We start from the raw sequence: 17,828 nt of genomic DNA on the forward strand, positions 1-17,828 counted from the left end.
CGATGGAATCGATGGATCAGGCAACCGGGATTTTGATATTTGGTGACGGCCGCGAAGTGCGATTGGCGCAGGAATTGGCTGAAATCGGCTGTGCAGTTCTTCTGGTAACCGCAAGCGAGTCGCCTCAGGACGCCAAAAACCTCGCAGTTGTGAAGGTGCCATCTTTGCAGAACCGCGTGGCACGATCAATCGTGGACATCCTGCCCGCTCAGCTGCTAGCCGCAGAACTGTCCGACGCGGCCGGACTTACTGATGCCCAGTTTCGTTATAGCCAAAATGACACAAAGGTGACCATGGACGAATCGGAGCCCCGGGTCTGAGCACGCGCGCCACGAGATGACACGTTCCGGACATCCTTCTTGGCCCTGATCAAGACAGCAATGGCGAGCCAGTGCAGTGTTCACGCTGTCTCGAGGCCGTCGACGGCAGAATGTGTCGTGCTTCGCCTGCCAATTGAATGGAGCGCAGCATTCTGTTTCCAAAGGCGCATGAAACTTGGAAAGGTAACTCTACGATAAAACTATACGCCGTGGAATTGTCTCGGCACGGTTGACGGCTGCGAGTAACTCACCACGGGGAACACTGCATCGTTGACGTCCTCTGCTTGCTGAAGCTCGCTTAAGCGTTGCTGGCAGCATCTGAGGTGCCCATTCCAGGCGAGCATAAATAACTCCAGGAGCAACGGACGATGGCATCTTCCCGGCCTAAAGTGTATTCGGCGCTCGTTACACCCGCGATCGCGTTCCTATGTCTTGCGACAGTCGTGCCGATTGCAGCTGTCATTGCCCTCTCGTTCGGTGACTTCAACATAGCCTTCCCGGAAAAGACGCGCTTTATCCGGCTTTACAATTACGCGCGGTTCTTGTCCGACGGTCGGTTTATCAACGCCGCGCTGCTTACGTTCATTTTGGTCGTCGTCCCCGTCGTCCTCCAATTACTGTGTGGATTAGCGTTGGCAATAGCGCTTAAGGAAAATCTCGTTGGCACACGGTGGATGCGAGCATCTTTCCTGCTTCCGTCAATAATTCCGCCAGCGGTAGGCGGAATTGTGTGGAAGCTGTTCCTCATTCCTGGTGTGGGCGGCTTGTCTTATCTCGCAAGCTTGTTCGGTCACAATTTCGAAGCTGACTTACTTGGAAGCAAAACGGCAGCGCTTATCTCCGTGATCATCGTATCGATTTGGTTTGGCGTTCCCATAGTTGCTTTGCTGCTTCTCTCGTCTTTGGACTCGATCCCAGACGAGATTTATGAGGCGGCAAACCTCGACGGAGCAAGTTGGGCCCAGGCGCAATGGCATATTTCCATACCGCTCGTCTTACCTGCGATGGGAGCCGTCGCCGTGTTTCAAGCCTTAGAGGTCCTTGGGATTTTCCCCGTGATCTTCGTGTTGACAGGTGGCGGGCCGGCTGGGGCGACTGAACCCCTAAACTTCTACGCTTTCCTGACCGCATTTACATATCTCGATCTCGATTATTCCGCCGCAATTCTCGTGGCATTCACAACAACGATCGTCGGCGTGTGTTTTTGGTCTATTCGCCAAATCTCGGCCACTCGCGTTGGGAGGTAAGCCCATGCATCGATACCTTGGACGTCACATCTCCGAATATCATCCACTCGCCAAATCTCGGCCCCTCGCGTTGGGAGGTGAGCCCATGCGTCGGGACCTCGGACGTCACATCTACGGATACCTTGTCTCCGCTGCCTTTGCGCTATTCCTGTTCTCGCCGATATTGTGGACCCTATCGACATCTCTCAAACAGCCGACCGAGATGTTTCAATGGCCGCCCGTGATCGTGGGGGAGCCATCCGCTCAGCACTATACCGCGATAATCGCTGACAAGGACTTCTCTTCCGCGCTCATCAATTCAATTGTGGTCTCATGCAGCACCATCATATTGACCATGGCGCTTTCGATCCCGGCAGCCTTTGGCATCTCTCATTTGCAGAAAACTGCGATGCGAAGGCTATTGACCCTGGTGTTGGCACTCCGGGCGGCGCCAGCGATGATCTACATCATCCCCTACTTTCTCTTTTTTCGCCAAGTACACCTCGTCGACACGAAGATTGCGCTGATCATCGTCAACACAATGTTCGCGGTTCCGCTTGCGATCTGGTATTTGTCAGCGTTTTTTGACCAAGTGCCGCGTGAAATCGAAGAAGCCGCGATGATAGACGGCGCGTCAACGCTGCAGACGATGACGCTCATCTCGATACCCATCGCCAAATATGGTATCCTGGCAACAGCAATACTGATATTCATTGGTTCGTGGAACGAGTTTCTTTTCGCGCTGACATTGACACGCGATGACGCAAAAACCGCAGCCGTCGCAATACTGAATTTCATGCCATTTGAGGGGACCGATTGGGGCAAGGCGGCAGCCGCATGCGTGCTTATGCTGGTCCCGATCGTGGTTTTCGTGCCGTTCGTAAAGAAATACGTCGCCGGCCCAACAACGACCGGTTCCGTGAAAGGGTAAAACACTAGCTCAAGGAGAAAATCAATGAGGTATCTTGGAATTCTTGCCGTTGCGTTCGGTGTTGCCGTCGGCGGGGGAGCGACGGCTCAACAGCGCTATGACGGCGCGAAAATAAAGGTCCTATCGACAAACTCGGCATACGATTTGGAGCTCAAAAAATTCGCGCACGAATTCACAGAGAAGACTGGCGCTGAAGTGCAGTTTGATCTCTTCGGTTATGCGCCGACCGTTCAAAAAGTGTCGGTCGAGCTCCTAACGCGTTCAGATAGTTACGACGTGGTATACTTAGGGAGCGAGGAGTTCGGGCGATACGCATCTGGCGATATCCTGGAGCCGCTCGATAATTACATAGACATGAAGAGTGCGGACGTACAGGATTTCATCGCTCCCGTGCTGCGCCTCTACAATAAGGACGGCAAACAGCTGGCATTTCCGCATTTCGCGGCGACACAGCTCCTGTATTATCGTGCCGACTTGTTCGAGAAAGCCGGAATCAAACAGCCACCGCAAACGTGGGAAGAGTTCCGTAATGATTGTGATCTGCTGAGAAAGGCAGACATTCAGTGCACGGCGCTACGGGGTCAACCGGATACTGGCGAGAATATATGGTTTTGGGGCCAGGTTCTTTATGGTTTTGGCGGTAAATATTTTGCGGACGAACCAGCGGATCTGACGCCCACGGTAAATTCGCCCGCTGCGGTGGAGGCGCTGAAATGGTACACGGATGTGATGACCAATTTCACTGTGCCTGGGAGCATCTCAGCAACCTTCGATGATGTTGTCATCGCGATGCAGCAGGGCCGCATTGCTATGACTGTCGAAGGCGCTCCCACCGCAGGTCGCATTCTCGATCCCAAGCTGTCGAAGGTCGTCGGCAAGCTTGGGTTTGCTTTGCCCCCTGGCGGCGTAAGTGGGAGGTTCCCGCCCTTTGCGGGACAGGCGTATGTCATTCCAGCTGCATCAGAAAACAAGGCAGCTGCAGCGGCCTTCCTTCAATGGGCGACGAGTAAAGATCTCATGAAGCGGATTTCGCTCGACAGCACCTTTGTCGCCATCACCAGGACATCGCTGTGGGACGATCCGGAAATCCGTGCGAAACATGACTATGATTATGGCCATGGATCGTTTGCGGCAACGTACGCAGAAACGCTTCGCGGGGCGCCCGAGTGGTATTATCCTCGCATTCCAGAATTCAAGGAGATCGGCGATCGCCTTGGCCGTGCCCTGCAAGAAGCGGTTGTCAGGAGCAAGAGCCCAGAGGCTGCCTTGGACGATGCTCAAGGTGATGCGGTCGAAATCGTGAAGCGCGCTGGATACCTGAAATAGCCGTTACACGTCGCCACCGGCGCGGTTTTGCGCGCCGGTGCGCGCGCGAACTGAACCTCCATAGCGCGTGGGATGAGAGTTGAGGAACTTTAGTATAGTCTGGATTTGCAGCGATCAGCAGCGTTGGGACACCTTGCAGTGCCTAGGGTTCAAAGGCACGCAGACTCCCAATATTGACCGCCTGGCGGCGAGGGGCACGGCATTCGCCCGTGCGTATTGTCAGAGCCCTATCTGCACGCCGAGCCGAACGAGCTTTCTGACAGGCTTGTATCCGATCGCACACCAAGTGCATCAGAACGGCGCCGGCACATTTCCTTCGCATCTCGTTTTGCTCCCAAAACTGATGGCGAACGCCGGATACTATACAGGGCACATAGGAAAGCTGCACCTGTCTGCCACACGTGGCATGATAGAAAAGCGCCCCGATGATGGATTTGCCGAGTTCTACTGGAGCCCTGAGCCATTTCCGGAGTGGTCAGGCAACCACGACTATCATGCGTGGATGTGGTCAAAAGGGGTCAATCCCGAAGCCTACTTCAAACCCTATCTTGACCAACACTATGGTCCGGGACCAGCCGCAGAATATCGGCAGGCGCGTTGGGCAGGCGATCGGGCTGAGCGCTTCATCAAGATGCATTCTGATCGTAGTTGGTATTTAGGCGTTAACATCGACGCGCCTCATCCGCCCCTCAATCCCCCGCCAGACTACCTCAGGCGGTTCAATCCAAATGATATGCCTGATCCTGCGTTCAAGCCGATTGATCTCGAGCACCAGAAGAAATTTGAACGAGTCGATCAGCAAGCGAAATTCGCGGTGGATCCTTGGCACGCAGCAACAGACGCGGGTGAGGCGCACAACGACGAATTGGCAGGACCTACGCATGAAGCGCCACCAACGAAGTTCAATATTTGGGAGATGAGAGCGGCCTATCACGCCGAGGTGGCACAGGTGGACGATCTGGTCGGCCGGATACTAGACACTTTGACGGAAACCGGCCAGCTGGATCGCACGATCATCGTCTTCATGAGCGATCATGGTGATATGATGGGCGACCACGGCCTGCTCTACAAAGGCTGCCGGTTCTATGAGGGTGTGGTGCATGTCCCACTTGTGATTTCCGTGCCTGGCAGCCCAGCCCAAGGATCGGTGTCGAATGCACTTGTCGAGCTGGTCGATATTGCGCCCACATTGCTCTCGTTATCGGGGCTTGAGGTCCCAAAGGCCATGCAGGGGCTGTCACTCGACCAGATGCTGCTTGGGAACACTTCACTGGATTGCCATAAGCCATACGTTGTCAGTGAGTATCACAACTCCCTCAGGTTCCGCGGCAGCCGAGGGTCTCGCGCATCGATGTACTATGATGGACGTCACAAACTAAATGTATATCACGATGTTGGAATAGGAGAGCTGTTCGATCATAAAGAGGACCCCAATGAGCATTATGACCTATGGGATAGCCACCATCACAGGGGGTTGAAATACGACCTATTAGGCCGCAGCTTTTCCGCAATGATGCTTAGAAGTGGATCCGGCCCGGAGAGAATTGAGGACTATTGACCTTGGCGGACCGACGCCAGGAAGGTCACGAGCGAGGCATTGTTCTCGCGACCTTGGGGCCGCCCTCGGTCGATTGTCCAGAAATTGTTCGATAATTTATGGTATCTCGCTGCTCTTTCCTTCATTCATAAGGGGTGAGGATTGTGGAAATGAGCGTCAACTCACCTGCAATGAAAGCGGCATCGCACGAGAGCATCTTGGCTCGCCTGCAGGACGACATCGATCGATTGCCCAATGCGCTCGCTCGCATTGCCAAATACATTCTGGAAAACCCGGAAAAGGTGCTGCACCAATCGGTCGCGGAGCTAGGTGAATTCGCGGCCAGTGGTGAAGCGAGCATATTGCGGCTTTGCCGGCAGATAGGCTTTTCCGGCTTCCGCGACTTCAAGCTGGCATTGGCGGCCGAGATTGGCCGCCCGGGACTGCCTCCTACTGCTGCTGGAACTGCGGATAGCGCTCTGCAATCCTTGCACGACACCATGGCGCAAAACCTCAGCATCGCACACAACAATGCCGATTCCGAAACTCTCGCGAAGGTCGCCGCCGCGCTTGCGGCAAGCAGACGGATCGACCTCTACGGCGCCGGAATGTCCGGTATAACGGCAGAACTGCTTGCCTATCGGCTTTTGCGTGTCGGGCTAACGGCCTTTGCGTTCAGGAATTCCAACATGGCTCACGAAGTCGCCAGCGGGCTTAGTCCCGGATGCGTTGCGATCGGCCTTTCGATCTCCGGCCTCACGGTTGACACCGTCCAGTTCCTCAAGGGCGCCCGTTCTGCGGGGGCACTGACCGTCGCCATCACCAACCGCGCCCGCAGCCCGCTCGAGAAAGCGGCTGACTTCACCCTGCAGGCCTCCGGCCTTCAAGACCACCCGATCGGCGGCACCCTAACATCGACGATCGGCAAGATCTTTGTGATCGAAAGCCTCATGCTGGCGCTCGGAAAGGCGATGGATAAACCGGTTGCCAAATGAAATTAAACTCCATATTGTCACGAAAATGAAATAAAGCACCGATAGAAGTCACGCCCACCGAAAGGGAACTCGGAATGGCAGCGTTAGACCTTCACATCGACGACATCGGCAAGCGGTTTGGCGCGATTGATGTCCTGCGCGGCATCTGTCTAAGGGTTGCTGCGGGGGAGTTTGTGACACTGCTGGGGCCGTCCGGGTGTGGTAAATCAACGCTTCTTCGGATCATCGCGGGGCTGGAGCGTGCCGACCAGGGCCATGTGCGTGCAGGCGGCAGGGGGCTGGACGCGGTGGCGCCGAAGGACCGCGACCTAGCCTTCGTGTTCCAGAGCTACGCCCTTTATCCGCATCTGAGCGTGCACGACAACATTGCTGCCCCGCTGGTCATGCGTGAGCTAAGCAGCTTGGAACGGCTTCCTGTGATTGGCGCGCTGCTGCCCGGAGCCATCCAACGCAAACGCTCGATCCAGGAGCGGGTCCGGCAGACATCAGGGCTTCTCAAGCTCGACGCGCTGCTCGAGCGTCGACCGTCGGCGCTGTCGGGCGGGCAGCGCCAGCGCGTGGCTTTGGGACGCGCCATGGTGCGCAAGCCGAAGATCTTCCTGATGGACGAACCCTTGGCAAACTTGGACGCAGCGCTGCGCATCCATACGCGTGGCGAGATCGCACGGCTTCACAAGGAAATGGAAACGACGACTATCTTCGTTACCCATGACCAGGCCGAGGCGGCAGCGCTTTCAGACCGCGTCGCAGTCATCTTTGGCGGCGAACTCCGTCAGGTCGCAGCCCCTGCCGATCTCTATCGCGAACCCGTCGATCTAGACGTAGCGCGCTTCCTGGCGCAGCCATTCCTGAACGAGCTGGCAGTGGCCGCACCTATAGGCGGCGCGCTCATGATCGGCGGCAGCAGGATCATCATTCGCGATGCGCTCGGATCCGGGCTGGCCGGAACGCTGGCCTTCCGCCCCGAGCATGCGACCCTGGCTGAGAAGGATCATCCAGGAGCCCTGCCGGTTCGCGTCACGCGCATTGAGCACGCAGGGATCGACGCTCACGTCTTTGTCGATGCCGAGGCCGGCGCTCAGTTCGTCGCCCGCATTTCCGCCGAGCGCGCGCGATCACTGCGTGACGGCGACAATCTGGGACTGACCATCGACGCTGAACAGGCATGGTTTTTTCCTTCCAACGGCTCGCGCCAGCGTGGCGATCACAGCGGGGCAGCCTGACATGGCCTTAGCCAACGACATTCCGCTCAGTTCCTTAGCTCCGAACACTGCAGGCAGCTACCGGCCGGCTCGGGCCCAGGCGCAAGCTGGCATAATTCTGTCCGTGCCGGCGACGCTGTTGCTTGTTGCCCTTGTCATCGGACCCGCCATTCTTGTCTTCTTTCTGTCCTTCACGAATGCGTCGCTCGGCTTGGCCGGAATCCAATTCATCGGGGTTGCTAATTATACGCGCATGTTGACCGACCCTGGCTTTGCTCAGAGTCTGCGCAACACCGCGCTCTATGTGGCTGTGGTCGTGCCGACGGCAATCGGGTGGGGGCTGCTCGTCGCCGTTTTGATCGCTAGATCACGGTTCGCAGTTCTCTATCGAACCGCTTACTTTCTGCCCGTGGCTGCAAGCTTGGTTGCTCTCGCGACCGCGTGGGAAGCAATCCTGCATCCAAGTCTGGGTTTTGCCAACACGCTGCTGCAGCTCCTGGGCGCATCGCCCGTCAGGTTCCTGTCCGACCCGGCGACGGCCATATATGCGCTCGCGGCGATCGGCGTCTGGCAGTTGGTTGGCTTCAACATGATCCTTTTCCTGGCTGGCCTTTCGACCATTCCAGAGGAGCTCTACGAAGCTGCGACTATCGACGGGGCGGACAGGGGACTGAAGCGCTTCCTTCTGGTCACCTGGCCGATGCTGGCGCCAGTTACGGTGTTCGTCACCGTGATGACAATTATCCGCGCCTTTTCGGTTTTCGAAACGGTCGCGGTCCTCACACAGGGAGGGCCGATGAAATCTACCTCCGTCGTTCTTTACACTTTTTATGAAGAAGGTTTCCGCTTCTTCCGCGTCGGATATGCTTCTGCGATCTCCGTTTCCTTTTTTGTCTTCGTGACTTTCCTGTCGCTCGTCCAGATGCGCGTCTCCGAGCGTCGGGCGCGCTGGAAAGCAAATGGAGGCCAGTGATGATCCTGGGGCAATCTTCCTCTTCCCGCATTGTCTCGCATGCTGTGCTTGTCACCGGCGCGATCATCATGGTCTTTCCGTTTCTGTGGATGATCCTTGCCTCGCTGACGCCACAGAGCGAGATCTTTGACGGCAGCCTGCTTCCAACGCCGACCCTTCACGGCGCAATCGACAATTACGGCACTGCGCTCTCGGCAATTCCGCTGCTTCGGTTCATGGCAAATGGCTTTGTCGTGTGTCTGGCAATTCTTGTGTTGCAGATCGCGATCGCCATCCCATGCGGCTATGCGCTGGCCAAGCTGTCCTTCCCGGGCCGCCCTATTCTGCTTGTCGGCGTCCTGCTCGGCCTTCTGGTGCCGGTGCAGATACCAACCATCCCGATCTACATAGCCCTCGCAAAATCCGGACTGCTCGACAGCTATGCCGCTCTGGTTCTGCCCTGGATCATTTCGGTGTTTGCCATCTTCCTGTTCCGGCAGTTCTTCGTGACCTTTCCCGATGAGGTGCTCGACGCGGCGCGGCTCGACGGTTTCAGCGAGCTATCGATCGCCTGGCGGATCATGCTGCCAGCAGCTTGGCCGGCCGTCGTCTCCTTCTCGATCTTCTCTATCGTGGCCCATTGGAACGATCTTTATTGGCCAATGGTGGTGATAACCAATCCCGACATGATGACGGCTTCGCTCGGCATTGCCTATTTCCGGCAGGCCGGCGAGGGCGCCGGAAATGTCGGTGCGCTGATGGCGGGGGGCGTTCTCGTAACTGCTCCCTTGGTCTCTTTTTTCCTTCTCATGCAGAAACACTTCATCCGAGGTCTGGTGCTCGGCCGACACTAGCTCCGTCTCTAAAAACCCCCATCTCAAAACTCAGGAGAGCAATGTGAAAACAGTTGCAATGATCCTTGCTGCCGGTGTCGCAGCGGCAGCCATGCCAGCGCAAGCCGAGACGAAACTCAATGTCTATTACGCCTGGCCCGAACACGAAGTGATCCACAAGCCGATTGCAGACCGCTTCATGGCGGACCACCCGGAAATCAAGATCAGCTTCCGCGCTGCTGCGCCGAGTTATGACGAAGCTGTCCAGACGTTGATTCGTCAGAGCATGGCAGGCGAGTTGCCGGACGTTCACTATGTCGGCTTTAACGTGCTCCGTCCGCTCGTCACGCGCGGGCTCGTAAAGCCCATCGACGATCTCGTTGCCGCCGATCACCTGGCCGATAAGGGCTACACGGAACAAATCCTGTCTCTGGCAAGAATCGAGGGCCATCTGTACGGACTTCCCTTCGCCATGTCGACGCCGGTCGTTTATTACAATGCCGATCTCGTGAAGCAGGCGGGCGGCGACCCCGACAAGGTTCCGACCGATTGGGACAGCTTCGTCGCACTGGCCGGCAAGGTCGGTGCGCTCGGCAATGGAACGTCCGGCATGTATTACCAGCTCGGCTCGGACGACTGGGCCACGCAGAACCTGGTACGCAACTTCGGCGGCCAGATGATGAACGACAAGGAGAGCGACATCGCTTTTGACGGTCCTGCAGGCCAGGCTGCCGTCAAGCTGTTCAAGCGGTTCCACACCGACGGCGCTCAGCCGGCGATCGACTCCCATGCCGCCCGGCAGCTCTTCACCTCTGGCAAGCTCGGCTTCTTCTTCGCCTCTGCCGGCAGTGTGAGCGGTTTCGAAGGTGAAATTGGAGATCGGTTCAAGCTCCGCACAGCCAAGCAGCCGCTCGGCGCTGAAGATGCGACGATGCCGACGGGCGGCATGGTTGCGATAATCCTTACCGACGATCCCGCCAAGCGCGCCGCCGCCTGGGACTACGTCAAGTTCACCACAAGTCCTGAAGGCCAGAGCATTGTCGTGCCGAATACTGGTTATATGCCGACCAACACGCTTGCCCTCGACAAGGATCATCTCGCCGGCTTCTACGATAAGCACCCGAACTGGTACACCAGCGTGCTTCAGACGCCCCGCGCCCGCCCGTGGTTCTCCTGGCCTGGTGATAACGGCGTGCAGATCGGGGAGGTCCTCCGCGACGAGATGACGGCTATTGCGCTTGGATCCAAAGAACCGGAAGCCGCTCTCGCAGACATGGTGTCCGAGGTTCGCGCACTCCTGCCGAAAACGAACTGATCGCCTCGTCCGAGACGCTGCACGCTCCTGTGCGGCATCCCTCCCTTTTTCGGGATTATCCATGAAACTCATTCATCTGACCGACCCCCATCTTGTGCCGTTAGGCGCCATGCTCTTCGGCTTCGATCCTGCCCAACGGCTTCGCAAGACCATTGAGCGCATCAACCGCGATCACGCCGACGCCGAGCTTTGCGTCGTGACTGGCGATCTCACTGACGAGGGAGATTTCGCTTCCTATGTCCTACTTCGCGAGGTGCTGCAGGAACTGCGCGTGCCCGCCCGCCTTCTGCTCGGCAATCACGACAGCCGCGAGAATTTTGTTCGGGCGTTTCCTGGAGAGCCGCGCGATGAGAACGGCTTTATCCAGTCGGTTCACGACGGATCTGCCGGGCGCCTCATTTTTCTCGACACATTGGTGGAAGGTTTCGGTCATGGCTCCTTGGACGATGGTCGGCTCGAGTGGCTGCTGGCCCGGGTGGCCGAGGCGTCGGATGTGCGGGCCTACCTCTTCGTCCATCATCCGCTGCAGCCGATCGGCCTGCCGCATTTCGAACCCTGGAGCACCGAGAATTGGCGCCCGATCATGCAGGCGATTGTCAGCGCCGGCAATGTGCGGCACATTTTCCACGGCCATGTGCATGTCGATGTTGGCGGCACCTGGAGCGGCATCCCTTTCAGTGCAAACCGCGGCGTGGCGCATCAGATCATTCCACATTTCACGCGGAGAGACGCGGACTTCGTCGAGGATGCGCCCGCTTTTGACATCGCGATAATCGACGTTGATGGGGTCCTGGTGCATCGCTTCGAAGTTAGCGACCGACATGTGGTCGAGGTCTCCGCAGAAGGTTGGGTTCCCGAGGGCATGCAATGAATCAACAGGCCTCTTATGAACTGGTCATCTTCGATTGCGACGGCGTTCTGATCGATAGCGAGACGCTGGCAAGTCGAATCGATGCCGAAGAACTTACCCGCATTGGCTATCCCATGTCGTATTCTGATGTGATTCTGCGGTTTACCGGCCTTTCCTCAGCCACCATGCGGAAAATGATCGAAGAAGACTGGGGCCGCCCTCTACCCAGCGACTTCGACGTCATCGTGCAATCCCGGATAAAGGAAAGCTACCAGACGGAACTGCAAGCGATCAGCGGCATTGACCAACTCCTGCATCAGTTGCGATTGCCGCGCTGCGTCGCATCGAGCAGCGCCCCCGACAAGCTGCGGCTTGGTCTTGAACTGACGGAACTTTGGGCATACTTCCATCCCCACGTGTTCAGCTCCGCCATGGTAAAGGCCGGTAAGCCTGCACCGGACCTCTTCCTGTTCGCTGCCGCCCAGATGGGCACTAAGGCAGCGCGCTGCGTCGTTGTCGAGGACAGCATTGCAGGCGTTCGAGCCGGTGTGGCCGCGGGGATGATGGTGATCGGTTTCACCGCGGGCGGCCACTGCCACGACGACCACGGTCAACGATTGCTGTCAGCCGGCGCTGCGGTGGTCGCGCGATCAGCCGAAGAACTTAGCGTCCTGCTGATGACGAGCGAAGTCCAGCCCAATACAAAATGGCAGGAGGCGGACCCGGTGGCAGCAGGTGCCGTAAGGTGAACTGCAGCAGCTTCCCATCCACTCAACCCCACAAAAATGTCTTCCTATACCGACTGTCCCGGCGATTCCGTCCACTTGACATAAATCCGAACAAAGCTCCCTTGCATTCGATATCGGCGAAGTCTGACAGGCGGATGCGGCATGGGGCGGGCGCGCGCAAGCGACACTCAACGGTGTTCGACCGAGCTGCTCACAAATTACAATTGAGGGTCAAGAAGGAGCATTCGTGTCTGCGTGGGGGAACTCACCGGAGCTCGAAGCACAGGCCCGTGGCACCGTTTCGATGATGGACGAGTTACTTCATGATCAACCGAAAGCGATAGCGACCGAGGTCCCTTATGCGGCCCGAGCATTTACAACTCGCGACATTTATTGGCCGTTCGTCGGTCAACTGTTTGCTTGGAATCGAACACCTCGATCCGGGCGGCAGAGAGGGTCGACCCCTCACTGCTCACGGTTCGCTGTCAGACGCCTGGAATAGATGGTCACCACAACGACGGCAATCAAGTGGCCTGACGCAGCAGCGGTCTCTTGTCCCACTTCCTCCCAGGGTCGGGCCCAATCTGAGTGTGGAGCAATGCAGAAAATCATTCATATCACGGATCCTCATTTTGTTGCCCCTGGCAAGACGCTTTACGGCATCGATCCGGCGCAGAGATTGCGCGACACCTTGGACCATGTCTCGCGCGTACACGCAGATGCCAAGCTCATCCTTATTACCGGCGATCTTGCTGATACAGGCGATCCAGCCGCTTACGCACTCTTGCGCGAGATCTTGTCGGAGGTCCGGCTCCCGGTCCATTTGACGATCGGCAACCACGATGACCGCGGCGCATTTCGAGGCGTATTCGGCGGGGCAGGATTCGTTCAGGCGGCTGTCGACTTGCACGACTGGCTCGTCGTCTTGCTCGACACAAAGGACGACATCAGCCATTTCGGTTGTCTTGACGGTGGCCGGTTTGAATGGCTGCAGGACCAGCTTTTCCGTGCCGCCGGCCGACCAGTCGTGGTTGCTATGCACCATACGCCGGCGGATTTGCATGTGCCTTGTTTTAAGACGAGCGATATGAAGGAGTCCGATCGGCTCCTTTCCATCCTTCGGAAAAACGCATCGGTCCGCCACATGCTCTTTGGTCACCGGCATGTTGCTGCAGCAGGCAGTTTGTCGGGCATATCGTTTACTGCCAGCCGTGGCACGGCGCAGCATATCGTTCTGGACTGGGAACAATATGGCAAGCCCATATTTGTGGCGGCTGCGCCATCATACGATGTCGTCATGTTGGACGGATCGGATGTCGTTGTCCATCGTCACGAGGGACTTGATCAGCTGCCTGTCATTCGTCCCGGTGATCCGAAATGATGGCTTCACCATCGATCAAAACGTCCGATCGGTCGCGGCCTCGACTGATCATCTTCGATTTTGACGGCACCCTTGCGGAGACGGAAATCGTAGCATCGGAGGTGATTTCGGCAAAACTTGCCGCGGAAGGTTTCCAGGTGCATCCAGATGAAATAACGGCAACGCTCTCCGGTGTTGAGCGAGACGATCAACAACGGCATCTGGAAAGACTTGTCGGTGTAAGCCTGCCGAAGAACTTCATGGAAACGGCCGCGGCTGAGATCCAGCTGGCCGCCTCTGGGATCCTGTCGGCGACACCTGGCGCGGTTGAACTGCTCCAGTGGCTTTCCATTCCCTTTTGTGTCGCATCGAACACATCTCGTTTCGAACTCATCCACCGCATGAGAGCCGCCAATCTCTTGGGGCTTGTAGGCTCACGGTTCTTCTCCTCCGATGACATCGGTGTCCGGAAGCCTGACCCTTCTGTGCTGCTATTGGCGGCGGAAATCATGGGCGTGTCTGCCAGAGAGTGCCTTGTCATTGAGGACAGCGTCATCGGTCTTAGTGCCGCGCGAAATGCAAATATGCGCTACTGCGCATTCGGGGGCGCCCGCCACCATACGAGTCGACTGAGGAATGACCTCCGGACCTTTGAGCCGGAGGCATTGTTGCTGAACTTGGCGGAACTTAAAGGTTTGCTTTGCCCAATGTAGAAAGAGGGCAGCGGCGTGGACGGTCCGCCGCGCCTGCATCCGGAACACCATACCCCGGCGGGCAGTGCAATGGCGGACAGGTCATCAAGCTTGGTGCGGGATGCGGTATGCGGTCTGGTCGCCAGCGGGCCTAGCTCACAATCCAGAATCGCGCATTTTGTTGCCTAAAACCCCGAGCTTCTTGGGGACTTATCTATCTCCAAACTCGTAAGTCAAACAAACAGCGGAGAAGCGTCGGTTTTGCGTTTTTGCCGTACTCGTGGCCTCTCTGGGTTTCGCGAGTTCAGGGTGGCGTTACCGGGGAGATTGAGCGCGATAGAGCCCGGCGACTGACACAGCACCTCGCCACTGAACTCGCATGTAAGACCGGAAATTGCGAACCTGAGCGCGGCCTTCCTACATTCGGTTGAGGCCTCAGCTCGCCTTCTCGACTACGCCCAGATCGAGCGCCTGACGGAGCGACTACAGAGTGCTACGCGTGTCGAAGCTCTTGGTATGGGCGTCTCCGCAATCTGCGCAGAGCTACTGTCACAGCCGCCTGATCTGGCTGGGATAGTGTCCTGAAGGTTCTGCAAAAAGCTCTGGAGAGAGAGAGCAGGCCTTGCCCTGAGGCGAGGCGGCCATGGCACGCTGGTGACGTTGCGATCACCGATTCCCGTGGAAGGGTAAGTGCATGACCAATCGAGAAGTTAGACTGAGCAGAGGCGAGTTGAAAGCGTTGCTGTTGTCGGATGAGGACGGCTTCCGCAGAGTTTTGCAGGCTGTCGTGCAGGAGGCTTTGGAAGCCGAGATGACGGAGGCCATCGGGGCCGAGAAAGGCGAGCGGACGGCGGAGCGGGTTGGTTACCGGTCCGGCTATTATGAGCGCAAGCTTGTGACGCGGGTTGGGGTCCTGGAACTTCGCGTTCCGCAGGATCGGACCGGCCGGTTCTCGACGGAATTGTTCGAGCGTTATCAACGCTCGGAGAAGGCACTGGTATCGGCGCTGGTCGAGATGTACGTGCAAGGCGTGTCGACCCGGAAGGTGAAGGCGATCACCGAGGAACTGTGCGGCCACGCCTTCTCGGCCTCGACGGTGAGCGAGGCGACGGCGCGGCTGGATGAGGCGCTGAAGGCGTTCTTTGAGCGGCGGCTTGCCGAACCTTACCCGTACCTCATCCTGGACGCGCGCTATGAGCGGGCGCGCGAGGCCGGCGTGATCGCCAGCCAGGCGGTCTTGGTGGCGATCGGGGTCGACTGGGAGGGCCGGCGCCAGGTGCTCGGTGTCGAGCTGGCCAACCGTGAAAGCCATTCGAGCTGGCGCGCGTTCGTGGCAGGGCTCAAGCAGCGCGGGCTTGCCGGCGTGGAGTTCGTCGTCTCCGACGACCATCCGGGGCTCAGGGCAGCGATCCGGGAAGTCCTGCCTGAGGCAGTCTGGCAGCGCTGTTACGTGCACTTCCTCAGAAACGCGCTCGATTATGTGCCGCGCAAGGTCGATGACGACTGCCTGATGGAGCTCAGATGGTTCTATGACCGGCGCGACCTAGCCGAGGTCAAGCGCGACCTGGCGCAGTGGATCGCCAAATGGCAGGCAAAATACCCGAAGCTGGTGGATTGGGTGGAGAACAACATCGAGGAGACGCTGAGCTTCTACCGGCTGCCGCTGCCGCATCACAAGCACATGAAGTCGACGAACATGCTGGAGCGGCTAAACCAGGAGATCAAGCGGCGCACCCTGGTCGTTCGCATCTTCCCCAACCCGCAGAGCTGTTTGCGGCTGGTTCGGGCATTGGCGGTGGAGATCCACGAGAACTGGCTCGAGGCGACCCGCTACCTCAACATGGATCACCTGCGCGAGCACAAGAAGGAGAGCCTGAGAGCACTGGCCGCCTGAGACGCGGCCCGCCATGTCCGCCGCTCCGCTAAACACGGGGGCTGCGCGGCGGACACGCCAACGTCACCGCTGAATGCCACGCCATTTTTGCAGAACTTGACGCACACAACCGGCTTCCGCATCCGAGCGCCGCGGCTGGCCATGGTCACACCTCATACGCATGGTGTATGCAGCTGAGGCGGCGCGCGGTGCATGCGTCATGTCCGGATGTCGAGAAATAGCACGCCGCAGAAACTCAAATTCTGCTAATCGAACGTTCAAAGGACGTCGAAAAAAGGGGAAGCGTAGAGATGTGGTTCTGCAAAAATGCGGCCCAATGTCGTCGGACAGAAATGCCCAGTTTGGCTATTGAAGCCAAGAAGAACGCAAAAGCCGATGCAGCCTACGACGCGGTACTTCAATTGCTCTACAGCAAATCCCACATGCCGGGGCAGCATCTCAGCGATAAAGAGCTAGCGTCCGACCTCAACATCGGCCGGACTCCTATACGCGAAGCACTTATCCGACTTGCAGCGGAAGGGAAGATCGTGTCCTTTCCTCAAAGGGGCTACTTTACGAGACCTCTGGTCGAGTGGGTTCTATTGGACTCGTATGTGGTGGCGCGCGAAACACTTACCTTCGCCCTAACTCGTACACGGACTCACCCTCTCGACCGAACCGCCCCCTCTGGTGAGTTATCTCCAACGGAGCTCGCTCTTCGAGCGGAAGAAATATTCACTGACATAGCTCTGGGGGCATGTAATTGCGAAATCTGCCATATCATCGACAAGTTCTGTTTCTGCTCTCATGCCCTTCGCATGGAAATAACCGCGTCTGAGCTTTCCCCGGCTTTTCGAACCAGTCTTGCAAGGCTAACTGACGCAATGCCTCAGCTCGGCAAGACTACGAGCGCAGTGGCATCCGCATTGACTAACCACCTTGATGTAGAACAGCGCGCAGTGTCGCGCGCTTTGCAAAATATGAGCAGGAGACAGCTGGCAAACTTCACGTTTACAAAGAAGTATTGGTGAGCGATTTTCGCCGACATCAGCCGAGTAGCTGAGCCATTCGGCTTGGGCCGTCGCAGGAGGGCTGCGGGTCCCGTGCGATATGATGCTGGAGGCGGTCAAGACACGCTTCGGATCGACGAGGGTGCCTCATCCGATCGAGACCTGTCGGAAAATGGCACCCCTACACCGGCAAGGAACACGCGCCTTCGCCTCTGCGCTGACCGCGTTACTTGCTCCACGCCCGTGAAGCGCCCCACTCCAGCGACGTGTCGGAAGCCTGGGTCAAAACCTTCAAGCGTGATTGCGTTCGCCTCACTCCTTGCATGATCACCCATGGTTCTCCGCCAGATCGCCCGGTGGGATGACTACAACGAGATACATCCTCACTGAGCGCTCAGAATACGATCCCGGGAGAGGTCATTCTGACACAAACCCACTAGCCGGAGTGTTCGCGAAAGGGGCTACTAACATTGGACGCCGGCCCTCGGTCCGGCGAGTGCTTCAACCAATTACGGAAGCTCGGGGTGCTCCCAGCTCGCCAAGGTTGGCTGATTATCTGGCCCGCGGCTTTGGCGGGATGATATTCCTGCGCATCCGCGCTGCGCTTTTTATCTTTTAAATGGTGCCGGTACGAGAGGCGGAAAAAGCAACCTCGCGTTGTCACTTCCGATACTAAAA

Annotated in this window: 15 protein-coding genes and 1 pseudogene; all 16 read left to right on the top strand. The window is 57.7% G+C overall.

The features are described from left to right. Positions 1–320: pseudogene (locus EN738_RS14610) on the top strand (glucosamine--fructose-6-phosphate aminotransferase); the annotation flags it as partial. A gap of 368 nt (positions 321–688) precedes the next feature. Next, the gene (locus tag EN738_RS14615) at positions 689–1,567 is read left to right on the top strand and encodes a sugar ABC transporter permease (RefSeq protein ID WP_127284304.1); all 879 of its coding nucleotides are present in this window, start codon (positions 689–691) and stop codon (positions 1,565–1,567) included. An 85-nt stretch (positions 1,568–1,652) separates the two neighbouring features. Continuing rightward, entirely contained in the window at positions 1,653–2,477 is an 825-nt protein-coding gene (locus EN738_RS14620) for a carbohydrate ABC transporter permease (RefSeq protein WP_189347517.1), read from the top strand. 24 nt (positions 2,478–2,501) lie between these two features. Then, on the top strand, positions 2,502–3,803 hold the full coding sequence (locus tag EN738_RS14625) for a sugar ABC transporter substrate-binding protein (protein WP_127284306.1): 1,302 nt from the start codon (positions 2,502–2,504) through the stop codon (positions 3,801–3,803). A gap of 79 nt (positions 3,804–3,882) precedes the next feature. Then, positions 3,883–5,361, top strand: a complete 1,479-nt coding sequence (locus EN738_RS14630) for a sulfatase-like hydrolase/transferase (protein WP_091597859.1) — start codon at positions 3,883–3,885, stop codon at positions 5,359–5,361. Positions 5,362–5,510: 149 nt separating this feature from the next. Then, the gene (locus EN738_RS14635; RefSeq protein ID WP_051695325.1) at positions 5,511–6,335 is read left to right on the top strand and encodes a MurR/RpiR family transcriptional regulator; all 825 of its coding nucleotides are present in this window, start codon (positions 5,511–5,513) and stop codon (positions 6,333–6,335) included. 74 nt (positions 6,336–6,409) lie between these two features. Further along, a complete protein-coding gene (locus tag EN738_RS14640) occupies positions 6,410–7,558 on the top strand; it encodes an ABC transporter ATP-binding protein (RefSeq protein WP_091597856.1) in 1,149 nt (382 codons plus the stop codon). A gap of 1 nt (position 7,559) precedes the next feature. Then, a complete protein-coding gene (locus tag EN738_RS14645) occupies positions 7,560–8,510 on the top strand; it encodes a sugar ABC transporter permease (RefSeq protein WP_091597853.1) in 951 nt (316 codons plus the stop codon). Continuing rightward, entirely contained in the window at positions 8,510–9,343 is an 834-nt protein-coding gene (locus tag EN738_RS14650) for a carbohydrate ABC transporter permease (RefSeq protein ID WP_029354774.1), read from the top strand. Before EN738_RS14645 ends, EN738_RS14650 begins: the two co-directional genes overlap by 1 nt. A 43-nt stretch (positions 9,344–9,386) precedes the next feature. Next, positions 9,387–10,637 (top strand): ABC transporter substrate-binding protein, encoded by a 1,251-nt coding sequence (locus EN738_RS14655; protein ID WP_029354776.1) that lies wholly within the window; start codon positions 9,387–9,389, stop codon positions 10,635–10,637. Between the two features lie 61 nt (positions 10,638–10,698). Further along, positions 10,699–11,508: a phosphodiesterase gene (locus EN738_RS14660; protein ID WP_091597850.1), complete on the top strand. Its 810-nt coding sequence runs from the start codon at positions 10,699–10,701 to the stop codon at positions 11,506–11,508. Next, a complete protein-coding gene (locus EN738_RS14665; RefSeq protein WP_051695327.1) occupies positions 11,505–12,236 on the top strand; it encodes an HAD family hydrolase in 732 nt (243 codons plus the stop codon). Before EN738_RS14660 ends, EN738_RS14665 begins: the two co-directional genes overlap by 4 nt. Before the next feature lie 577 nt (positions 12,237–12,813). Further along, positions 12,814–13,596: a metallophosphoesterase gene (locus EN738_RS14670; RefSeq protein ID WP_189599418.1), complete on the top strand. Its 783-nt coding sequence runs from the start codon at positions 12,814–12,816 to the stop codon at positions 13,594–13,596. Beyond that, positions 13,593–14,288 (top strand): HAD-IA family hydrolase, encoded by a 696-nt coding sequence (locus EN738_RS14675; RefSeq protein ID WP_091597848.1) that lies wholly within the window; start codon positions 13,593–13,595, stop codon positions 14,286–14,288. The genes EN738_RS14670 and EN738_RS14675 overlap by 4 nt, the downstream gene beginning before the upstream one ends. Before the next feature lie 673 nt (positions 14,289–14,961). After that, positions 14,962–16,161, top strand: coding sequence for an IS256 family transposase (locus EN738_RS14685; RefSeq protein ID WP_127284308.1), 1,200 nt, complete (start codon positions 14,962–14,964; stop codon positions 16,159–16,161). 290 nt (positions 16,162–16,451) lie between these two features. After that, on the top strand, positions 16,452–17,171 hold the full coding sequence (locus tag EN738_RS14690; RefSeq protein WP_029354792.1) for a GntR family transcriptional regulator: 720 nt from the start codon (positions 16,452–16,454) through the stop codon (positions 17,169–17,171). The last annotated feature ends 657 nt before the right edge of the window (positions 17,172–17,828 follow it).

It is taken from the genome of Mesorhizobium sp. M4B.F.Ca.ET.017.02.2.1, assembly GCF_003998955.1.
GTDB lineage: Bacteria > Pseudomonadota > Alphaproteobacteria > Rhizobiales > Rhizobiaceae > Mesorhizobium > Mesorhizobium abyssinicae.